Below are 23,989 nucleotides of genomic sequence, written 5' to 3'. Positions count from 1 at the left end.
AAGTATCGCTCCCTTCTTTTTGGATACTCAATTATCAGTCTTCATCTGTGGAGGTATCTTCATCATAGGTGCCTAACATGCTGATAATGCTGTCATCACCTTCGTCACTCGGAGCGTCGTCTGCCGATTCTATAATAGCATCATCAGCTATCGCTTCATCGCCGCGCTGTACGTCGCCTTCCTCCATAACTTCTTTAATTTCGTCTTCGTTTTGTTCATCGCGACCATCATCATCGTCATCCAATTCCTTGATGACAACTTCTTCTTGGTCTTCGTTAAGAATCTTCACATCAAGACCGATACTCTGGAGTTCTTTCAGCAATACTTTGAAGGATTCCGGTACCCCCGGTTCAGGGATATTTTCACCCTTCACGATTTTTTCGTATGCTTTTACACGGCCTACGACATCGTCAGACTTAACAGTGAGCAATTCCTGAAGCGTGTAAGCTGCACCATAAGCTTCAAGCGCCCACACTTCCATTTCCCCGAAACGTTGACCGCCGAACTGTGCTTTACCACCAAGCGGCTGCTGCGTTACCAAGGAGTACGGGCCTGTAGAACGAGCGTGAATCTTATCATCAACCAGATGATGCAATTTAAGCATGTATACATAGCCTACCGTTACACGGTTATCCATCGGTTCACCGGTACGCCCGTCATATAATACGGTTTTACCGTCATCACTCTTACCGGCAATGCGTAAGGTATCGAACACGTCGCCTTCATGAGCACCGTCAAATACCGGTGTAGCAATATGAATACCGGCTACATCCGGCTTCGGCATACCATAAGTAGTGAAGTCATAACCGTAAGATTCCAAATCCTTACGAATTTCTTCACGTTTAGCACGTGCCGAATCGATAGTATCCAAAATATCTACGACTGCACTAAGACCCTGAAGCTCGTTTCTCAAGCCTTCTTCCATTTCCGGCGCTTCTTCGTCTTCATTGTCGAAGTACTCGATTTCGGCATCAATATACGTCTTTTCGATAGCTTTTAATTCGTCATAACGAGCACGGCCCCCCAAAGCATTGAGTTCAGCCATGGCTGTTTCGCGAATCTTATCCAATACTTCTTCACGGCGTGTCGTAATTTCCGCATCAACATCAAGATGTGGTACTGTCACATTTTCGCCGATTTTTTTCTTCAAGTCATCAATTTCCGCATACAGGTCTTTAATGCGATCAATGGTGTCCCAGTAACGGCTATCTGCTTTAGCGCGATCCAAGACACTTTGAATCTGCAAATCCGTAGCCTTAATCTGCATACCCAATCCTTGTACCGCCCAGCCTAAGTGAGTCTCCAATACCTGACCGATATTCATACGAGACGGTACGCCCAACGGGTTCAATACAATCTGCACCGGGGTGCCATCCGGTAAGAACGGCATATCTTCCTGACGCATAACACGGGATACAACCCCTTTGTTACCGTGGCGACCGGCCATCTTATCGCCTTCGTGAATCTTACGCTTCTGCGCAATATATACACGAACCAATTTGTTTACGCCCGGGTTCAATTCATCGCCGTTTTCACGGGTAAATACCTTAACGTCAACAATTTTACCGGATTCACCATGCGGCACGCGAAGCGAAGTATCACGGACTTCACGTTCTTTATCACCAAAGATAGCGCGAAGCAAGCGTTCTTCCGGAGTCAGCTCTGTTTCGCCCTTCGGCGTTACCTTACCTACTAAAATATCTCCCGGATGTACTTCGGCACCAATGCAAATAATGCCGTTTTCATCAAGGTTGCGCAGGTTATCATCACCGGTATTCGGCAATTCACGAGTAATTTCTTCTGCGCCTAACTTAGTATCGCGTGCATCACATTCGTATTCTTCAATATGAATAGATGTGTAAATATCTTCTTTGCAAAGTTCTTCACTAAGCAAAATAGCATCTTCGTAGTTATAACCTTCCCAAGGCATGAAGGCTACCAACACGTTAAAGCCCAATGCCAATTCGCCGCCGTCCGTTGCCGGGCCATCAGCCAATACCTGTCCTTTTACTACACGATCACCACGGAAGACAATCGGTTTCTGGTTAAAGCAAGTGGACTGGTTAGAACGAAGGAATTTATTCAATTTATATACATCTACACGACCGTTATCGCGAAGTACATGGATTTCATTACCCCAACAACGAGTAACCACACCGGCTTCTTTAGCCAATACACATACGCCGGAGTCACATGCTGCTTTATATTCCATGCCGGTACCAACCAACGGAGCCTGTGCACGAAGCAATGGCACAGCCTGACGCTGCATGTTCGCCCCCATGAGTGCGCGGTTAGCATCATCGTTTTCCAGGAACGGAATCATAGCAGTACCGATGGAAACAACTTCCTTCGGGCTAACGTCCATGTAATCGACTTTATCCGGAGTAACTTCGAGGACTTCATGACCGCGGCGGCACGCAATATGCGTATCTGCAAAGCAGCTTTCTGCATCCAATGCAGAGTTTGCCTGTGCAATAGTCATGCCTTCTTCTTCATCGGCCGTCATATATACAACCTGATCCGTTACCAGAACTTTTACTACTTTATTGGCATCTTCACCGGTGCCGTAAATTTTTTCTACTTTACGATACGGCGCTTCAATAAAGCCGAATTCATTTACCTTCGCATAGTTAGACAAAGACGAAATCAAGCCGATGTTCGGACCTTCCGGTGTTTCAATCGGACACATACGACCATAGTGAGAATGGTGTACGTCACGAACTTCGAAGCCTGCGCGTTCACGAGACAAACCACCAGGCCCCAAAGCTGACAAACGACGTTTATGAGTCAATTCGCCAAGCGGGTTAGTCTGGTCCATGAACTGAGATAACTGGGAGGATCCAAAGAATTCTTTTACCGCTGCCACAACCGGACGAATATTAATTAATGCCTGCGGTGTAATCATCGCATCGTCCTGAATTGTCATGCGTTCTTTAACCACACGTTCCATACGGGTCAAACCAATACGGAACTGATTCTGAAGTAATTCGCCTACACAACGAAGACGACGATTACCCAAATGGTCAATATCATCGGTATGTCCAAGACCATCCATCAAATTAAGTAAGTAACTGATATTGGCTAACATATCTTCACGAGTTACCGTGCGATGATCATACTCAAGATTACTGTTATTGCAAATAACCTTAGATACGGTACCTTCCGGATTTTCTACGAAAAATTCAGCAGTACCTTCACCGGCAAATACACCGCTCTGGGCTACTACCTCAATTTGTTCTTCACCCATATATGTGCCGGCATCAAGTACAACTTCACCGGTTTCCGTATTCACAATCGGTTCTGCCAACACTGTACCGAAAATACGTTGGCGCCAGCCTAATTTTTTATTTAATTTATAGCGACCTACGCGTGCCAAATCATAGCGACGCGGATCAAAGAACAAATTATCGAACAGGTTACGTGCACTTTCTACTGTCGGCGGTTCACCTGGACGCAACTTCTTGTAAATTTCTACCAACGCTTCTTCGCTGGATTCCGTAGTATCCTTTTCCAAGGTACGAATCAAGCGTTCATCATATACGGGATGCCCGTCTTCATCGGTTTGACCATTCCAGAACAATTCCAAAATAGATTCGTTCGTACTCCAACCGAGGGCACGTACCAACACGGTAGCCGGCAGCTTACGATTGCGGTCAATGCGAACAGCCACAACTTCGTTAGCATCCGTTTCCAATTCTATCCATGCACCGCGGTTAGGAATAACCGTAGAATCATACAAACGGTTCCCCATAGTATCAATGTTTTTACCATAGTACACACCCGGGGAGCGCACCAACTGAGATACGATAACACGTTCCGCACCGTTGATAATAAATGTACCGGTTTCAGTCATCAACGGGAAGTCACCCATGAATACTTCCTGTTCCTTAATATCGCTATGTTCCGGGTCATTATTCACTAACCGTACATTGACACGAAGCGGTGCCGCATACGTAGCATCACGATTCTTGCACTCATTAATATCATATTTAGGCTCACCTAAGCTAAAGCCTTCAAAGGAAAGCACTAAATTTCCTGAATTATCTTTAATCGGAGAAATATCGTCAAAAATATTCTGTAAACCACTCTCCAAAAACCACTCGTACGACTTGCGCTGCACGTCCAACAAATGTGGCATTTCTAAGACTTCGTCAATCTTAGCGTACGTGTAACGAGTTCTCTTACCTACCTGTTCAGGTTTGAACATACTAGCTTTCACCTCTCATATTCATTGGCTTACCATCTATTCTATAACGGTATGACAAACGACAATAATCCAGGTCTCAGTTTTCCTGCTCATACAATGACAAAATAAGCAAGGCCCTCTCTCTTTTTTGAACCTTGCTTTACATGTATCAGCACAACCTTGGAAGATTTCCCCTTATCACGAACTATGTTATAGCTTACTATTCATCGCACACGAAACCATGTGCATTTGCAATTAGGTATTATACCATTATATTTTTCTTTTGTAAAGGAACTTATATAAAAAAGCTCAACGCAACGGAAGTTATACTTTACTCCTTTGCGCCGAGCTTTTATATTATATGTATTATATTATATGTATTATATTATTGTATATTATATGCAAACCTTTATATTAGTTGCCATGTGTCTTCAAAATATCCGCACCGGCGATCCCCGGCTTCGTCATTTCTGCCGGCGATAAGATGTGGTTCATATCGGCTTCGGACAACAATCCCTTTTCAAGAATAATTTCCTTAATAGCTCGACCGGTAGAGTAGGCTTCTTTTGCTAACATTGATGCATTTTCATAGCCAACATGCGGCAACAATGCAGTTACAATGCCAACACTTCGATCCAACCAGTGCTGACACTGTTCGCGGTCAACCTGTAAATCAATGAGCAATTTATCAACAAAGGTGTTTACACCATTCTTAAGATAGCACATGGAGTTGAAAAGGTTATACGCAATAACCGGTTCCATTACGTTTAATTCAAACTGACCATTTTCTACACCTAAGGTAACTGCCAAATCATCGGCCACTACTTGGTAGCAAACTTGATTCAATACTTCGGCAATAACCGGATTAACTTTGCCCGGCATGATAGAAGAACCCGGTTGGCGCGGCGGCAATTTCAATTCGCCAATACCGCAACGTGGGCCCGATGCCATAAGACGGAAGTCGTTAGCCATCTTAATCAAAACCAAAGCTGTAACTTTCAAACCGCCGGAAATATCGGCAAAAATATCCGTATTGTTCGTAGCATCAATAAGATTATCTGCCGTATGGAATTCTTCGCCAACAACAGCCGACAATTCATCAACAACATCTTTAATGTACGACGGTTCCGCATTAAGACCGGTACCAACTGCAGTAGCTCCCATGTTTACAATATGAGCTTGCGCAATAGCCGACTGAATACGACGAATACCACGGCGTACCCCGGAAGCATAGGCTCCCATTTCCTGACCTAATGTAATCGGTACGGCATCCTGTAAATGAGTACGGCCCATTTTTAAAATTTCTTTATATTCTTCCGCTTTGCGTTCCAATTCATCAACTAAACGCTGCAATGCCGCCAATAACGGTTTGCTCTTCAAAATAGCGCAAACCTTAATAGCTGTCGGGAAGGAGTCGTTCGTAGACTGTGCCATATTGCAGTGATTATTAGGCGAAATAATATCATAGCTTCCCTTCGGTTTGCCCAAAATTTCCAAACCGCGGTTAGCCAATACTTCATTCATATTCATATTAAAGGATGTACCGGCTCCACCTTGAATCGGATCTACCGGGAACTGATCCACAAAGCCACCAGCAATAATTTCATCGGCAGCTCGTACAATGGCTTTACCAATCGTAGCATCCAAGCGGCCCGTTTTCATATTTGCCAAAGCGCAGGCTTTTTTTACCATAGCCATGGAGCGAATAAAATCACGATCCAAACGTTTACCTGTAATATTAAAATTTTCCAAGGCACGCAGGGTCTGTACACCATAATATAATTCATCGGATACTTCAAGTTCGCCTAAAAAATCATGTTCTTTACGCATACTGTCAACCTCTTTCTATTACGTCCGTACTCACTGTACATCTTCTCTACTGTTCTATACCTAATACAAATACTAGTATTCTAAGATGGCATCATTATATCATGTATACACAATACAAAGAAAGAGTTTGCTTCCATTTTACTTATATCGTTTAGTGATACAAATCCTTATTTTTACTAAATTCAATCCACTTATAAAGCGTCACGCCTTATGTATCTTGTATCCGTAATGAATGCCTTTCCGGCATCAAAGAAAAATACAAGTGGTTTACTAAAAATTCATTTCCTTGTTTGCTGCTGTCTATAGAAAATGGACACTACAAATTTCCACTACCAGTCACATATTATAAATTTACTTGTTAAGAGAGATACATATTATCGATTTTTCTCACCGCATCTGCATTCTTCATGTAACTATAACTATAAATATAAAAATCGGCAAGGGATTAAATCCCTTGCCGACCTTCATAGCTATCCTACCTATATAGCTTCTATATACAAACACATTACAGAGAACCAAGGAGAATTCGGTGCAATGAATTTGTCACACCTATTAAATTGCTATTTCTTATCAACAATTCAAACCGTTATCTCTTATGCTTTGGCATAATGATTAATCAAGCAACCGGCTGCCATAATCTGTCTTTCCTCTGCTTCCAATTCACCTAAATGCAAAGTAATCTCTTTTGTGTGGCCCTTCGCATCGATGACGTACGCCGTATACGTATCTTCACCGGATTCTAATATCTTCCGTACATTCGGCACCCAAATATAATCACCTACACCGAATGCATTTTTGTCGGTCTCATCGATAAGGAATGGTAGCATCCCCCAGTTCATTACATTACTGCGATAGCGCTTCGTCGCATATTCGCGGGCAATATTGGCAGCCCCACCGAGTACGCGTTGACAGGAAGCGGCCTGTTCACGAGCGGAACCATCCCCAGGTTTATTCGCATAGATAACGCTGCCGATGGAAGCATGGCTCCAAAATTCTTTCGGTGTTACTTGTAACTGCATCGCCGTCGTTACTGCTTCATACGGATCTGCCAATTCAGCTAACTTACCTTCTTGACGCGCTTTTTCCATGGCGCGTACCGCTTTTGCACGGCCAACATATTCCGGTACCTTACGGCTTAAAGCAAATTCAGACAAGGCATACGGATCGGACCGATAAGAAGATGTTTCGCCGGACGGAATTAATTCATCTGTTGTCGTTACCGGATCATCGATGTACGCCGCTACTTTTAATACAATATTATCATTCAATGCCTTAATAGACGGCCACGGTTTTATGGACGGTGCATATACCAATTCTTCCTTCGCATCCGCATGACCAAAACCGCTGTATACTTTATGTTCGTACGGTTTACCGTCGAAATGGTATTCCGGTACGCTTTCATCATAAGCTACTTCCGTGGCCGGAGTAAGCGCGCCGCCGTTAATCGCCGTAGCTGCCACAGAGCGAGCATCCATAAGACCGACGGAAGAAATTTGACCGTTCCCCGGTTTCGAGCCTTCCCGATTCGGAAAATTCCGCGTCGCATGGCGTACGCTGAAGCCTTCGTTATTCGGCGTATCTCCGGCACCGAAGCAAGGTCCGCAGAAGGCCGTGCGTACAATGGCTCCGGCTTCCATCAAATCAACCAAGGCACCGTTCTTCATAAGCTCTAAATAAATCGGCTGGCTGGACGGATACACGCTAAAAGCAAATCGTCCGTTTCCCACACTTTTACCGCCGACAATACTGGCTGCTGCTACCAGGTTTTCGTACAAACCGCCGGAGCAACCGACAATAATGCCTTGGTCACAATGCATCTTACCATCGTAATACTTGTCGGCTAAGCCCAATGTTAACGACGTATTATCTAACTGATTAACGGCTTGCTCTTCAATATGGCGAAGCAATTCCTTACCGCCTTCATTTACTTCTTTAATTGTATATACATTGCTCGGATGGAACGGCATGGCAATCATCGATTCCAGTTTGGACATATCTACCACAACAGCGCCGTCATAGTAAGCTACCTCTCCGGGGTTCATTTCTTTAAACGCATCCGGTCTACCGTGTAAGGCGAGGAAGTTCTTCACTTTGTCATCCGTGCGCCATACAGTAGAAAGACAGGTCGTTTCCGTACTCATTACATCCACACCGTTACGGAAATCAACAGACAACTCGCTCACACCGGGACCGACAAATTCCATAATTTTATTTTTTACAAAGCCGTTAGCAAAGACAGCTTTTTCAATGGCCAACGCCACATCCTGTGGTCCAATGCCATGGCCCGGTTTGCCTTTTAAATAAATAGCGATAACACCGGGGCGTTTAATATCGTAGGTGCGACCCAGTAACTGTTTAACAAGCTCCGGCCCGCCTTCGCCAATAGCAATCGTCCCCAACGCACCATAGCGGGTATGGCTGTCGGAACCAAGAATCATCTTACCGCCACCGGCCATCATTTCACGCATGTATTGATGAATAACCGCCATATGCGGAGGTACGTACGTGCCACCAAACCGTTTCACCGCCGACAACCCGAAAACATGATCGTCTTCGTTAATCGTGCCACCTACAGCAGCCAAGCTATTGTGACAATTTGTCAAAATATACGGGATAGGAAATTCATTTAAACCACTGGCAATCGCTGTCTGAATAATGCCCACATACGTAATGTCATGCGAAGCCAATGCATCGAATTTCAATTTAAGATTCTCCATCCCATCTGCTTGCTGATGCGCTTTTAAAATCCGATACGCCATCGTCTGTTTGGCTGCTTCCTTAGCATCCCAGCCCGCATCATGAGCCTGCACGCTCCTAGCTTCTATTAATTCTTCTCCGTTGCGAAGAAAGACTCCGTCTGAAAGTAATGTTACCATCTGTCCATCCTCCGTTTACTGTTTATCCTTACCTTCGTAATAAAACGCAATATCCATGTCTTGTCTATATCCTAGCGCCGCTTCGTCATAAGTACAAACAGTTAATTCTTAATATCTATCATAGGTTTTATTTATCGTTACAGATAGATAAGCTCATCAACAGAAGTAGATAAAATATCTTCGCGTATATCACTTCCTATAAGCTCGTTCATTGCTTCGTAAGCACGATCATATGTCATAGTGCTTTCATTTTGCGTATGTGGCCAATCACTTCCCCATAATAATCGTCTCGGTCCAAAAGAATTTAATAAATGTGGTAACAAGTTTTTTGCTATTTCCAAGCCTTTTTCAAAACCACCTAAGCGATAACACGCTGATACCTTTACCCATACTCTTTTAGTATTGCCTTGCTTTAATAAATATTGAAACCCTTCATCTCCCAAAGGATCTTCTATATTAGGTTTACCAAAATGATCAACTACTACTTTTACTCCGGCCTCTAATAAAGGAGTAATTAACCTTGGTAACACGCAGGCATCAATATGAAGTTCTACATGCCAATTCAATTCTCTAATATAACTTAAACATTGCTGCCAAACGGGTGTGCTTAAATCAGGGATTTCTTTACCATAAAGATTTAATCGAATCCCAATGATATTATGCTTATCCAATTCTCTAAGTACATCAAAATCTACATTTGGTTCAATAACAGCAACCCCATATAATTTATCAGGATATGTATCGATAGCATCTATCATATAGCTATTATCGGTTCCTAAAAAGCTAGGTTGAATTAAAATACCTCGCTGCATTCCATGAGAATCCAATTGATTTGCAAACATTTCTTTCGTAGCCTTGTACTCCGGAGCATAACGTCGTACATTTGCTAACGGTAACCCCGGCTCAAAAACATGTGCATGAGCGTCTGTATATTTCATATTAGCCTCCTACAATAAATCTTAGTGATAAATACGAAAAGAAAAATATCCCTATATATTAGAAGAAAAGATTAATCATGAATGCATAAGCTATAGAAGACACCAAGCAAATAGGTGCCCCTTTAAACATCAAGTCAGTAAACATTTTTTCTCGTTCATCATCCCCAACACAACTAAGCATCAAACTACCACCGGAAGAGAATGGCGAAATAGCCGTTGCTTGAGCGCCAATAACAATGGCTGAAAATAAAATTCCAGCACTGATACCAGAAGCCTCTGTAATACCTGGAACAACAGGAAATAGAGCTGGTGTTACTACACCCATAGTACTACTGAAGAAAGACATAAAGCCTCCAATTACAGCCATAACAACTGGTACAATGGCTGTTGGTAAAGCAGCCGTTACCCAACTAGCAATCATTTTTACTGTACCTGCTTTGATTGCTACAGAAATAAGCATTCCCACACCACAGATCATTAAAAGAGTTCCCCACGGAACATTTTTTATAATATCTTTTTCCGAACCTATATTTAGCAACAAACCGATAACAGTGAAAATAATGGCAACAAGCCCAACATCAATGGATTTCCCCAAAGAAGCAAATAATTTTACCGAAGGTATAAAAGTATGTAGTAAAGGGAATATCAAAACTATAGTTACCATAGTAAAAATTAAAGTCAATGTCTTTTTCTGAATTCCATTAAACGCTTGAGGTTTAGGAATATCTATCACTTGTGAAGATTTTTTACCTTTATTGATTAATATCAACACACTTAATACAATAATGGGAATAACCAAAGACGCCAAGAAAATTTGGAACGCATAGCCATATGACACTGCTTCATATCCAACTTGATTCATCAAACCAATAAAAACTACACCACCGGGACTAACCATAAAATTATTACCACAAAGCGCTCCATAGTTAACTGCTAGAGCACCAATCAATGGACTAAGCCCTGTTTTTCTACACAATATGATAGTAATAGGTCCAAAAAATGCCATCACAGCAAAAAAACCTGCCCCTAGTGCCGCTATAATCGTTGCCGCAAAGAAAATTACTAACGGAAGCAACTTAGGAAAGCTACGTGTTCTATACATCATATGTTGTGATAGTACTTCTAACGTTCCATTTGAAATAGCAAAGTTATAGAATAAAGAAATAGCTAAGATAACAAAAAATATGCTTACCGGCCACATTTTTATTACTTCTGCTGGTTTTAAACCTAAAGCAAATGTTCCAATAATATAAGCAAAAATCATTCCAAAGAGCCCTGTATTTATCTTTGTCTTATATCCCAAGGCAATCGTCACTACTATAGTTGCTATAATTATGCCATTAAGCATAACTGTACCCTCCTCTTCCTATACATATAGTTCTCCCCTCTTTTCAATAGCTTATGGTATACTAAATGCATATAGCTATAACCTATGGGAGACTACTATGGACGATAAAGATTTTGTATTACTCAAAACATTATATGAAGAGAAAAACATCACGCACACAGCCAAACGGCTTTTCATGTCACAACCGGCTCTCAGTGACCGGTTGAAAAAATTAGAGCAAGAGTTTGGTTGTACCTTGTTCATCCGCCAACCGCGTGGGATTACCTTTACTTCCGAGGGAGAACTGCTTTGTCGCTACTTTAATCATGCTTTGCACGATTATCACCGCATCAAAGAAATCCTTACCTCCCGCGGATCCACCGTAAAAGGCTTTCTTAAAATCGGCTGTTCCAATGTATTTGCCAAATATCGTATGCCTCGCCTCTTATCAGAATTTAAGCAAGCCTATCCGGATATTGAAATCAATATGAGAAGTGGCTACAGCCATAATCGCTACAAAGATTTTCTCGAAGGCGATATCCATGTTTGCATTGCCCGCGGCGATCATAATTGGTCTGAACATAAACAATTACTATGGCAAGAGCCATTATGTCTCTTTACCAAAATGCCCTTGGAAATTGCCGACTTACCTACCGCCCCCTACATTCACTACAAAACAGATCCCATTCTTCAAAGCGTACTTGATGACTGGTGGTATGCGCACTTCCAAAAGCCGCCGCGTACAACGATTGAAGTAGATGCTATGGATACAGCTCTTAAATTAGTACAACAAAATCTAGGTTTTACATTACTTTCACAAAGCTGTGGTCAAGATACACCGGATATCATGACGATTCCGTTACACCTGCCCAACGGTGAGCCTTTGCTTCGTAAAACTTGGATGTACTACCGCAACAACTATAAGCATCTGTCCAGCGTGAAAGCCTTTGTTGACTTTATCAATCAACATGACTTTTCTAACGGGTGATAGGTATTTCATCTATTTTTCTCATTCATACTATGCATATAGCGTACTCTATAATCGGTATCACCACAAACAGTTAATACTTTTACTCTGATATAAGTAAAACAAATTGTTTAGCAGTCATATAGATAGAAAAATTTATGTGCATTATGCTAGATTTATATAAAAAGAAAATGGACTTCCTCATTCTTATCATTGAAAAGAACGAAGAAGCCCATTCTGTTTATATGCAGTTAAAACATTACCGCAGCCTTCATTGCCTTTACATATTCACGCAGTGCCTCGTCTGCCTTATCACCGTGTTCACCGATGATGCGGACAATAGCCGAACCAACGATTGCTCCATCGGATACTTTTGCCATGGCCGCCGCCTGCTCCGGTGTGCTGATGCCAAACCCGATAGCTACCGGCACATCGGTATAACGTTTAATCTGATCGACGATAGATCCTACATCCGTCGTAATTTCTTTGCGCACTCCGGTTACCCCCATAGAGGATACGCAATATACGAAACCTTCCGCTTCTTTGGCAATCATACCAATGCGTTCTTCCGATGTCGGCGCAATCAACGACACCACTTCAATATCATGGGCATGTGCTACATCAATAAGCACCCCTTTTTCCTCAAAAGGCATGTCCGGCACAATGACGCCGCAAATTCCTGCCTTCTTGCAACGCGCCATGAATCGATCCGCACCATATACATAAATCGGATTAAGATAGGTCATCACGACTAAAGGAATTGATATAGTCGGACGAACGCGTTCGACCATATCAAAAATAGCATCGGTAGTTGTACCATGTGTTAAGGACCGCAATGTGGCCTCTTGAATCACCGGTCCTTCCGCCACAGGATCCGAAAAAGGAATCCCGATTTCAATTAAATCGGCGCCGGCATCAGCCATAATTTTAATGTAACGCTCCGTTGCTTCCATCGTCGGATCACCGGCGGTGAGAAACGGAATGAATGCTTTTTTATTCGTGAATGCATCTGCTATTTTACTCATCGATCTGAATCCCCCTATACGCTGCCATAGCGGCTACGTCTTTATCACCGCGACCGGACAGACAAATAATCATACTCTCATCTTTTTTCATAGTTGGTGCAATCTTCATTGCATAAGCTACGGCATGCGCACTTTCAATAGCCGGGATAATCCCTTCCGTGCGCGACAAATATTCAAAAGCATCTACGGCTTCATCATCAGTAACAGGCACATATTCCGCACGTCCCGATGCATGTAGGTATGCATGCTCCGGCCCGATTCCCGGATAATCCAACCCTGCCGAAATAGAATACACCGGTGCGATTTGTCCATATTCGTTTTGTACGAAGTAGGAATGCATACCGTGGAAAATTCCCTTAGATCCCTTCGCCAATGTAGCCGCATGTTCCAATGTATCAATACCTCGCCCGGCCGCTTCACATCCGATAAGTTTTACGGACGTCTCCGGCACAAAGTGGTGGAACATGCCAATGGCATTACTGCCACCGCCTACGCAAGCCAATACGGCTGCCGGCAATTTCCCTTCAGCCGCTAAAATTTGCTCTTTAGCTTCCTTACTGATAATACTTTGGAAATCGCGCACAATCATCGGGAACGGATGCGGCCCTACGGCTGATCCCATTGCGTAATACGTATCGTCAACGCGACGCGTCCATTCTCGCAATGTTTCACTGACCGCATCTTTTAAGGTCATCGTTCCCGTAGTAACTTCATGTACCGTTGCTCCTAACAGGCGCATCCGGTATACATTCAGTGCTTGTCGCTCCGTATCTTCCTTTCCCATGAACACTTCGCATTCCATCCCGAGAAGTGCTGCCGCCGTAGCCGCTGCTACACCATGCTGACCTGCACCGGTTTCGGCAATGATGCGCGTCTTGCCCATGCGTTTAGCCAACAACACTTGGCCAAGGACATTATTTATTTTATGCGATCCGGTGTGGTTTAAATCTTCACGCTTTAAATAAATTTTCGCACCGCCCAAATCCTTTGTCATTTTTTCCGCATAGTACAACAGCGATGGCCGACCGGTATAGTTAACCTGCAAATTTTCCAATTCGCGAATAAAGTCCGGATCATCTTTATATTGTAAATATGCTTTTTCTACTTCTAAAATAGCATTCATCAATGTTTCCGGCACAAATTGTCCGCCGAACTCACCGTAACGGCCATCCTGTTTGGCACCGCCTTGAATATTCATCGCTTCCATACTCTCTCTCCTTCTATGCTACCTAGCCAAGTGCCTCTTACACCATAGGCTTTTAGTTACGAACTTTTTTAATAATATCCATAAAGTGGAAAATCTTTTCCTTATCTTTCACACCGTCGGTTTCAAGACCACTGCTGGCATCAATGGCATAGGGCTTCACATTGCGTATAGCCCGTGCCACGTTTTTACTGTGAATACCGCCAGCTAAAATAAAGGGCTTCGTACATTTCTTCAACAGCTTCCAATCAAACACATGACCGGTCCCGCCATATGCATCTGTTTTGTATGCATCAAAGAGCAATAGATCTGCTGCCGATTCATTCCAGCGCAGCACATCGTCTTCCGATTGCACCCGCACGGCTTTCCAAATACGAGCCGTAGTTAACTGCCGCAGTTGCTTAATCATATCTTCCGTTTCATCGCCATGAAGCTGGATGACTTGTAACGGTACCGTTTCCGCCAAATGCGCCATCGTTTCCACATCTTCATTAACAAAAACGCCGACCGCCTGAATTTGCGGTGCCATCTGGGAAATTAAATTTCGCGCATCGGATACGCTGACCCGACGCGGGCTTTCTGCAAAAACAAAACCGGCATAAGTCGGTCGCACCGCCGGATTGTTGACTACCGTAATATCTTCGGTGCGGGATAATCCGCAAATTTTCACCTGCAAGCCGCGCACCGGTCCGAACAGTTCCGTTAATGCCTTGGTTTTGTCTTCCGACCGCATCAGTGTTTCACCGATTAATGCGGCATGAATTTGATGCTCGCGCAAAGCCTCAATTTCATCAGCTGACTTAATTCCGCTCTCTGCCACTACAATAACACCGTCCGGAATTAACGACCGCAGACGAATACTGTTACCTACGTCCACACTAAAATCTTTTAAATCGCGATTATTTATACCGATAATACGTGCATTAACGGCCAACGCTTTTTTTACTTCCTCTTCGTTATGCGCTTCCACCAAACAGGATAGCCCAAGCTCCGTAGCCAACGCCATGAACCGTGCTAATTCTTCCTCATCCAGTACGGAGCAAAGGAGCAAAATAGCCGAGGCTCCCAATACTTTGGATTCGTAAATCTGATATTCATCAACAATAAAGTCTTTTCGTAAAATAGGAATCGTAACCACATCGGCTACGTCCGTTACGTACGAATCAACACCCATAAAATAAGCAGGTTCCGTCAAAACCGAAATAGCTGCCGCGCCGGCTTCTTCATATTCTTTTGCAATATCTACAAAAGGAAATTCTTCAACGATAACACCTTTCGACGGAGATGCCTTTTTGATTTCACAGATAAAATTCATACTGCCTTCCATCAATGCCCGTTCAAACGGAAAGGTAAAGGTACCGCCGGATGCTGTTCGTTCTTCTTCCGCCCGCACCAAAGCTGCCTGTCGTACTGCCTCGATAGGTTTTACCTTTTTTAATACCGCCACACGTTCTCTCGTTGCTGCTACAATCGTATCAAGAATCATACTGCGTCACCTCATTGGATAATTTGACAAACTGTTCCATACAACGCAAAGCTGCTCCACTGTCAATAAGTTCTGCCGCTCGCGCAATCCCGTCCGCTATGGTAAGCAACGGATCTGTCAAATGAAAGGCCATGCCCGCATTCAATAGTACTGCATTTCTTCGCGGACCTTGTTCGCCGCCAAGTACTGCTCTGGTAATTGCCGCATTCTCTTTGGCTTCGCCGCCGCGTAAATCACCATGGGCCGCATAAGTCATACCGTAATCAACCGGATCGAGCACATAACTTATTACCGTACCGTTATCGATTTCGCACACATAGGTTTTATCACATGCTGTAATTTCATCAAGGCCATCAAAGCCATGGACAACAGCACCGCGCTTAACACCTAGCTTAACCAGCACTTTCGCCAACGGCTCTACCAAATCTTTATCATATACGCCCATCAGCTGAACGGTAGCACCGGCCGGATTGCTAAGAGGACCTAATACATTGAACACTGTGCGAATTCCTAACGCCTTACGTACCGGCGCTGCATATTTCATCGACTGATGATATACCGGTGCAAACATAAAGCACATTCCGGACTCGTTAAGAAGTTTGGCATTTTGCACTGCATTCAATTGCAACTGTGCCCCTAGTGCTTCCAAACAATCGGCAGCTCCGCATTTACTGGATACACCGCGGTTACCATGCTTGGCTACTTTTACACCGCCGGCAGCAATAACAAATCCCGACGTGGTAGAAATATTAAACGTATTGGCACCGTCACCGCCGGTACCGACAATTTCGAACACATCTCCGTCATGCTGTACCGTCAGGCATGCATCGCGCATGGCTTGCGCAAACCCGCTGATTTCCTCAACCGTTTCTCCTTTTAAGCGAAGTGTAGCCAACAAGGCAGCAATCTGCGATTCGTTAGCTTCCCCCTTCATAATTCTCCCCATAGCGTCGCGCGCCAATTCGTATGTTAAATTCTCCCCGTTTATGATAGTATCTATTGCTTGCTGAATCATGGTTTTCACTCTCTTTCTAATTTTCTCTATGCTGTCCTCTTTTTCCTTTATATCTCTTATACCGATTCGCTATGGAGTCGGTCGTTGCTATGCTAAAAAATTGTTAAGTATTGTCATACCTTGCGGCGTCAAAATGGATTCCGGATGAAACTGTACGCCGTACACCGGATACGTTCGGTGCTCAACTGCCATAACAATACCATCCTCCGTACGTGCCGTAACCTTCAAATCGTCAGGCATTGTGCGAGGATCGATAACTAAGGAATGATACCGTGCCACCTCACATGTCTTGGGAATATTTTTAAACAAACAGCTATCTGCATCAATAGTTATCCTACTTGCCTTGCCGTGCATAATTTGCGGCGCATAGGTAACGGTAGCACCAAAGGCTTCACCGATGGCTTGGTGTCCCAAGCAAATGCCCAAAATAGGAATCCGTCCTTTAAAGCGTTCGATGGCCTGTCCATAAATGACCGCTTCCGATGGTTTTCCCGGTCCCGGTGATAACACAATATGCGTTGGTGCCAAGGCTTCGATTTCATCGAGAGTAATTGCATCACTGCGCACCACTTTGATATCCGGGTTAATACTTCCCAAGGCTTGGTACACATTGAAAGCAAAACTATCGTAATGATCAATTAACAGTATCATGCATCTTCACCGTCCTTTGTCATCGTTTTCGCAATTGCATGACTCATACCTTGGGCTGAATGGATGTCATTCTTATTTCCTAAGGTATCGGCAATGCGAATCGCTTCCATAACTGCCTTTGCTTTATTAATAGTCTCCTCGTATTCCATAGCTGGCACACTGTCCGCCACAATACCCGCACCGGCTCGTACCGTAACGATACCGTCCATAAGAACAGCCATGCGAATGCCGATACACATATCCATGTTACCGGTAACATCCAAGTATCCAATAGCCCCGCCATAAGCACCGCGCCGAGTACCTTCCATATCGGCTAGTAATTCAATAGCACGAACCTTGGGAGCACCCGATAAAGTGCCTGCCGGCAACATTGCTTCCAGTGCATCCAGCGCATCGCAATCATCACGCAAGTCACCTTCTACGGTAGAGCACACATGAATGACGTGGGAAAATTTTTCAATCCCCTTGAAGCGAGTTACTTCCACCGAGCCGAATCGACTCACCCGCCCTACATCGTTGCGACCAAGATCAACGAGCATCGTATGTTCCGCCAATTCCTTTTCATCCTTTAGTAATCCCGCCGCAATCCGTTCATCGTCTACTGCATTACGACCTCGCTTGCGCGTGCCTGCAATCGGATACGTAGTAACACGTCCGTCTTGCACCCGTACCAACGTTTCCGGAGACGCACCGGCAAGCTCTAAATTTTCGCCTCCCATGTAAAACATATACGGCGACGGATTTGTCGTTCGCAGCACACGGTATGTATTAAGCAAGCTACCTTCAAAGGGAGCCGACTGTGCATTGGATAACACGGCTTGGAAAATATCGCCTTCCACTATATGATGCTTCAACCGTTCCACGCCGGCCATGTAACCGTCCCGCGTAAACTCCGCCGTGAAATCACCTTGCAACTGACCACCATCATCCAAATATTTACGTCGTCCCCCTACCGGAGCCGCTACCGGATGAATGTGATGTCCTTCTATTTGCTCTGCTAACGCAGCCAACTCAGCGCGAGCCACCTTATAGTTAACATCCAAATTATCCGTTGCCACCAATGCCACCAACACAATCTTCTGTCGATAGTGATCAAAGGCAATCACTTTATCAAAGAACATCAAGTCCACATCATACGCCGACGGACTGTCACCCTTGTCGTAATTGAAATGAATATGCGGCTCTACATAACCGATATACTCATAAGCTGCATAGCCAACAAAACCACCGATAAAGGGAGGTAGCCCTTGCAAACGCGGTGCCTTATACTGTGCTAACACGCGGCGTATAGCTTGCCTCGGTGTATCTGTAACCACCTGGCAGGTATCGTCCGTTACCACCTCCACTGTTCCATTCTTGGCCCGAACTGTCAGCTGCGGCTTATAGCCTAGGAAAGAGTAGCGTCCCCAGTGTTCCTGTTGGTCCACACTTTCCAACAGAAACGCCGGTGTTCCTGCTTGCCGTAGCATTCGAAGTAACTCTATAGGGGTACATACATCGGCAAATAATTCAACGGTAATCGGCACTGCCTTATACGTATCGGCATAAGCTTTTACCGTTTCTAATGTTATCTCAGCCATCACTACTCTTCCTTTCCTGTATATATCGGGTAATTAACTCTCTTTTTTATCAATCAATTATATAAATAAAAAACCGCCCTCAGCAAAGCACAATCTGCTTTGCCAAGGACGGGTAAACTTACTATCGTTACAAAAGCCTTACGGCTCTTGTCATACAATCCGTATACTCGCGGTACCACCTTGATTAGATGTACATCCCTCTTTCGCAGGGTACTAACATACCCCTCATTGTTAACGCCAATGTCGCGTCGTTGAATACTCGATCACTGCCATTACTGTTAAGTAATGTAACAATGCCTTTGACAACGCCCTCGGTGGTCCATTTAATAAGCTGCATTCTGTGAGATCTCAGCCATCCTCACTCTCTGTAAGCGCACTTCCTATTTTTATCTCCACCTCATAGGTTTGTGAGACATATATGTAATTTGTTCACACTTCGCGGATTGTTGTCCGCTTAAGTTGGTTATTATAGTACACGCATTTTGTCCGGTTGTCAATATACTATTTAAAATTTAACTGTAAATAATTAGAAAGAACCACAATAATGTATATAACTTCCTGTAATTATTTCCAATACACTTTATATACGATAGCCTTTTAATTCTACTCCGGAATTGCCGGCGGTGCCGGTTCTCTTCCCATCGCCTTTTCAATCCAGACGGTAACAACAAATACGATAACGCTAACTCCCGATCCAAAAATGATGGACATAATGCCAAAAGGCTGACCGGCAATTTCCCAACCAAAGCCTGCCAAGGATCCCAGAACAATAGATGTAATACCGGCCCCCTTAGTCGCACCTTTCCAAGTAAGTCCCAAAAGAAATGCGGCGAACGGTCCGGCCGAACGCATCGTAAAGGCAAATACTAAGAGAGGAATGATTGCCTTGCTGGCAAAGGAGATGCCGATAGCTACCAAGCCGAGGAAAAATACGCACCACCGACTGTATCGCGTCAACTGATCATCCGTAATATTCGGCACAAAATGACGTTCTAAAATATCTTTGGTAAACACCGTCGCTGCACCGAGTAAATCACCGGCACCGGATGACATCGTCGCCGAAGCCACCGCAGCCATAACAAGTCCGGCCATCACCGGTGGCATTAAATTCAGCGCCACCGTAGCTACGGCATTATTGGCTTCAATATTTGGGAATACCGCCAAGGCCACCAAACCCAATACAGCCGGAACAAAAGCAAAGAGAGCCATAACGATACCACAAATAATCGATCCCCATACAGCTGTTTTTTCATCCTTTGCTGCAAAGTAACGTTGCACTGATTCCTGTCCGGTAGAAAATGTCATAAAGTACATGATAATTAGACCAACAATTGTTTTCCAGCCTACTTTGGTAAAGCCCAATTGCTCCGGCGGTAACGCAGCTACCACGGCATGCCAGCCACCAGCTTCTTCCAATACAAAGGGCACAGCCAATGAAAAGCCACCTACCAATACAAAGAAATGGATGACATCTGTCAGTGTTACACTCCACATACCGCCGAACATCGTGTACAATACTAAGATCCCTCCGCATAGTAAAATAGATGCGTCCGTAGACATACCGGTCAGTACACTGATGATAGTAGCTGTCGCCGTAATTTGTACAGCCGCCAACGCAATAGTCGATACCATAGAGAGCACGGAGGTAATAAGATAACTGGACGTTCCGAATCGGCGACCGATAATTTCCGGTACCGTTGTTGCCATGGCCCTGCGCAATAAAGGTGCTACAAAGGAAACTAAAATAACCCCGATACCGGATGCTACCACATACCACCCTGCTGACAACCCCCATGAGCCGTAAGCCTTCGCCGCTACACCAACCGTACTGCCGCCACCGATTTCCGTAGCCGCCAATGTGCCTGCCGTCATCAACACACCAATACGTCGGCCGGCCAACAAATAGTCCGCGCTGTTTTTTACCCGAATATGGCTATATACGCCAACGGCCAGGTTGAGCACCAAATAGCCGATAACAATAACCCAGATAATTGTTAATGAATCCATACCCTACACTCCTTACAATTAATTAGAAAAATTAATTTAATAATTAGTATAAGGACATCTTACCATAATTATAATTCAAGAGCAATACAAATATCTGTTTTTAGCATATATACTAACTTTATAGAATCTCATATGTATTAATCTATAAAATACTTGTAAGAATCCCCGACAAATACCATATCATTTGCCGGGGATTTCTATTTTTACTATAAGTTATGTCCTGCTATACGTTGCTCAACCAATTCACGTTCCGACGGTCGATCCATAATGGCCGCTGCTCCTCGTTCACCTGTGCGGATGCGCACCGCATCGGCCACCTCGGTAACAAAAATTTTTCCATCACCGATTTGTCCCGTACGACAAGCACCGATTGCCGCATCAATAACATCATCTACTGCTACTTCGTAAACGATAATTTCAACCTTAATCTTAGGTAGCAAACTTACCTCTACCTGTTGACCTCGATATGTTTCTTTTAATCCCGTAGATAAGCCACATCCATACACCTGTGATACGGTCATGCCTGTCACTCGTATAGCACGAAGCGCTTCCTTCAACGCTTCCAGTCGCTCCGGTCGCGTAATAATTTCCACTCGGTAAATGCCTGTACTCATGCTTCTATCCTCCATCATGACTTCCCTTCTCTCCATCACGGCTACTCTGTCATAGCCAATCGCTTGGCATCCTTAGCCGATGCCGTAGTATACTGCGGTGCATCAATCGGTTTTGAAAAACTAAGCGCGCCCAAGGAATCCATATACGCATACCCCCGTTCGCCATGTTCCAAAGCATCCATGCCCACAATCTGTTCGCCTTCATCGGCACGCACGCGCATACATGCTTTCATAGCCAAAACGATAACCGCCGTAACCGCGATACCGTAAAGCGCACAATACACAATACCTTCTATCTGTATCCATAACTGCATGGGATTACCGAAGAACAACCCGTCTGCACCGGCTTCATTAACTGCCGTGCTGGCAAATAGCCCTGTAGCAATAGCCCCCCATAGGCCGCCTACACCGTGAATGCCAAACGCATCCAACGAGTCATCGTAGCCTAGCTTAGTTTTAATATGTGCCACACTGGTATAGCAAATGATGCCACCGATGAAACCAATAGGCAATGCCGTCCATACCGGTACAAAACCGGCACCGGGCGTTATGGCAACCAAACCGGCAATAGCTCCGGATGCTGCACCTAATGTAGTTGCCTTACCGGCCAACATGCTTTCCGAAAGCATCCACCCAAGCATGCCCGTAGCTGCCGCTACCTGTGTAGTCACCATTGCATGCGCTGCCAATCCATTAGCAGCAAACGCACTGCCGCCATTAAAACCAAACCATCCTAACCACAAGAACGCCATCCCGATAACTACCATAGGAATGTTATGAGGAATCATCGCCGTACGTCCGTAACCGGCGCGCTTGCCGATAAGCATGGCCGCTACCAGGCCGGAAATACCGGATAGAATATGAATAACCGTACCACCGGCAAAGTCGAGTACACCTTCATTGCGAAGCCAACCATCAACACCCCATACCCAATGAGCTACCGGATCATATACCAGCGTAGTCCACAGGGCAATAAAAATTAAAAAGGCACCGAATCGCATGCGTTCCACAAAAGCACCGGTAATAATGCCTGCCGTGATGATGGCGAACATCATCTGGAACAAGGCAAAGAGCATATGCGGAATTGTCGCTGAATACACTTCTTCCGGCGGCATACCTACACCGGTAAACAGACTCCAATCAAAATTGCCGATGATATGATTTACATCAGGACCAAAAGATAAACTATAACCAAATAATACCCACTGTACACTGATAATTCCAATTGCCGCCAAGCACTGCATAATCGTATTCAATACATTTTTAGCGCGTACCATGCCGCCGTAAAATAACGCCAACGCCGGCGTCATAATCATAACAAACACCATTGATATCAGCATAAACGCTGTATCGCCCGTATCGATTACCAATCGTTCCATATGCCTCTCTCCTTTGACAAACTATACCTACATCCGACAACAGAAAAAGCCCTCGTACGTCTACGAGGGCTCCATTGCCGATTACCAAGCTTGGTATATTTTGTTTGATTGCATAATACCTTGTTTCAGACGAAGTGTCAATTATAAATCATCTTCAAATCCATGGCAATTATGCATATGGTTATTCTCAAAATACATATCGTCTAACACTACACCATCATATGCACATCATCGCCTACGTTGTGACCCCATGCTATCTTTTGTAGTGTGCATCTTCACTTCTTTTCCCCTAAATTATACGTTTATTTCTTCTCAGCCTTACATACAACAAAAAGCCCGTTAAGGGCTACCTGGGACTTCCTGCATTAACGTAGGATTCTTAGTAGCTCCCTAACGGGCTTTATATTATACATTTATGCGTATATATTTATGCACCGACGAAACGGTTTAAAGCGGCAGTACTGGTCATATGACGTTTGGTCATTCCCAATTCAGCCGGGCTGATGCCCAATGCCAAACCAATGAGCTGGCTCATATGGATAATCGGCATATCTTTATCGCTCGGTACATACTGTTTTGCTTCCTTCTGGAACATATCAAGCTGCATCTGGCACAGCGGGCACGGCGTTACTACGCAATCAGCGCCTTCTTTTGCTGCATCAGCATTGATGGAGCCGGTCATGCGCATAACAGAATCATGTGCCGGATATACAGCATGGAAACCACAGCAGTCAAGTTTACGAGAGAAATCAATCGGAGTAGCCCCGATAGCTTTGATTACGTCAGCTAAGCTGGTCGGAATCTGGAAGTCTTCGAAACCTGTTTCTTCCTGCGGACGAAGCAGATGGCAACCATAGTATTCGGCTACGCGAAGACCGCTAAGCGGTTTTACTACTTTTGCCTT

At 44.3% G+C, this 23,989-nt stretch carries 16 protein-coding genes; 1 reads left to right on the top strand and 15 read right to left on the bottom strand.

Annotated elements, in window-relative coordinates:
- Positions 1-34 precede the first annotated feature (34 nt).
- The 5 genes from rpoB to G344_RS0106135 all read right to left on the bottom strand — a co-directional run bounded on the left by rpoB (position 35) and on the right by G344_RS0106135 (position 11,178).
- On the bottom strand, positions 35-4,207 hold the full coding sequence (gene rpoB, locus G344_RS0106155) for a DNA-directed RNA polymerase subunit beta (protein ID WP_028255440.1): 4,173 nt from the start codon (positions 4,205-4,207) through the stop codon (positions 35-37).
- 393 nt (positions 4,208-4,600) lie between these two features.
- Complete coding sequence (locus G344_RS0106150) at positions 4,601-6,016, bottom strand: aspartate ammonia-lyase (RefSeq protein WP_028255439.1); 1,416 nt, start codon at positions 6,014-6,016, stop codon at positions 4,601-4,603.
- A 593-nt stretch (positions 6,017-6,609) separates the two neighbouring features.
- Positions 6,610-8,892, bottom strand: a complete 2,283-nt coding sequence (locus G344_RS0106145) for a hydratase (protein ID WP_028255438.1) — start codon at positions 8,890-8,892, stop codon at positions 6,610-6,612.
- A 137-nt stretch (positions 8,893-9,029) separates the two neighbouring features.
- Entirely contained in the window at positions 9,030-9,830 is an 801-nt protein-coding gene (locus tag G344_RS0106140) for an amidohydrolase family protein (protein WP_028255437.1), read from the bottom strand.
- A 58-nt stretch (positions 9,831-9,888) separates the two neighbouring features.
- Positions 9,889-11,178 (bottom strand): SLC13 family permease, encoded by a 1,290-nt coding sequence (locus G344_RS0106135; RefSeq protein WP_028255436.1) that lies wholly within the window; start codon positions 11,176-11,178, stop codon positions 9,889-9,891.
- 97 nt (positions 11,179-11,275) lie between these two features.
- On the opposite strand from G344_RS0106135, the gene G344_RS0106130 reads away from it, so the two are divergent.
- Positions 11,276-12,145: a LysR family transcriptional regulator gene (locus G344_RS0106130; protein WP_028255435.1), complete on the top strand. Its 870-nt coding sequence runs from the start codon at positions 11,276-11,278 to the stop codon at positions 12,143-12,145.
- Positions 12,146-12,375: 230 nt separating this feature from the next.
- Here the strand turns inward: G344_RS0106130 and trpA are convergent, their stop codons facing one another.
- The 10 genes from trpA to G344_RS0106080 all read right to left on the bottom strand — a co-directional run.
- A complete protein-coding gene (gene trpA, locus G344_RS0106125) occupies positions 12,376-13,149 on the bottom strand; it encodes a tryptophan synthase subunit alpha (protein WP_028255434.1) in 774 nt (257 codons plus the stop codon).
- Positions 13,142-14,356, bottom strand: a complete 1,215-nt coding sequence (gene trpB, locus G344_RS0106120; protein WP_244869502.1) for a tryptophan synthase subunit beta — start codon at positions 14,354-14,356, stop codon at positions 13,142-13,144. The genes trpA and trpB overlap by 8 nt, the downstream gene beginning before the upstream one ends.
- A 52-nt stretch (positions 14,357-14,408) precedes the next feature.
- Entirely contained in the window at positions 14,409-15,839 is a 1,431-nt protein-coding gene (trpCF, locus tag G344_RS0106115; RefSeq protein WP_028255432.1) for a bifunctional indole-3-glycerol-phosphate synthase TrpC/phosphoribosylanthranilate isomerase TrpF, read from the bottom strand.
- Entirely contained in the window at positions 15,829-16,854 is a 1,026-nt protein-coding gene (trpD, locus tag G344_RS0106110; protein WP_028255431.1) for an anthranilate phosphoribosyltransferase, read from the bottom strand. Before trpD ends, trpCF begins: the two co-directional genes overlap by 11 nt.
- Before the next feature lie 87 nt (positions 16,855-16,941).
- Entirely contained in the window at positions 16,942-17,505 is a 564-nt protein-coding gene (locus G344_RS0106105; protein ID WP_028255430.1) for an anthranilate synthase component II, read from the bottom strand.
- Positions 17,502-19,085 carry an anthranilate synthase component I family protein gene (locus tag G344_RS10850; protein ID WP_071838101.1) on the bottom strand — a complete coding sequence of 528 codons (1,584 nt, stop codon included), beginning with the start codon at positions 19,083-19,085 and terminating at the stop codon, positions 17,502-17,504. Before G344_RS10850 ends, G344_RS0106105 begins: the two co-directional genes overlap by 4 nt.
- A gap of 603 nt (positions 19,086-19,688) precedes the next feature.
- Positions 19,689-21,092: a sodium:solute symporter family protein gene (locus tag G344_RS0106095; RefSeq protein ID WP_028255429.1), complete on the bottom strand. Its 1,404-nt coding sequence runs from the start codon at positions 21,090-21,092 to the stop codon at positions 19,689-19,691.
- A gap of 206 nt (positions 21,093-21,298) precedes the next feature.
- On the bottom strand, positions 21,299-21,706 hold the full coding sequence (locus tag G344_RS10845) for a P-II family nitrogen regulator (RefSeq protein ID WP_156886160.1): 408 nt from the start codon (positions 21,704-21,706) through the stop codon (positions 21,299-21,301).
- A 41-nt stretch (positions 21,707-21,747) separates the two neighbouring features.
- Positions 21,748-23,085, bottom strand: coding sequence for an ammonium transporter (locus tag G344_RS10840; protein ID WP_051245808.1), 1,338 nt, complete (start codon positions 23,083-23,085; stop codon positions 21,748-21,750).
- A 427-nt stretch (positions 23,086-23,512) separates the two neighbouring features.
- Positions 23,513-23,989 (bottom strand): heterodisulfide reductase-related iron-sulfur binding cluster (locus G344_RS0106080; protein WP_028255428.1); only part of this gene is annotated, 477 nt, incomplete at its 5' end.

This window comes from Veillonella magna DSM 19857 (genome assembly GCF_000428745.1).
GTDB lineage: Bacteria > Bacillota > Negativicutes > Veillonellales > Veillonellaceae > Veillonella_A > Veillonella_A magna.
Note: the sequence above shows the minus strand (reverse complement) of the source record. Positions and strands in the feature narration are given on the sequence as shown.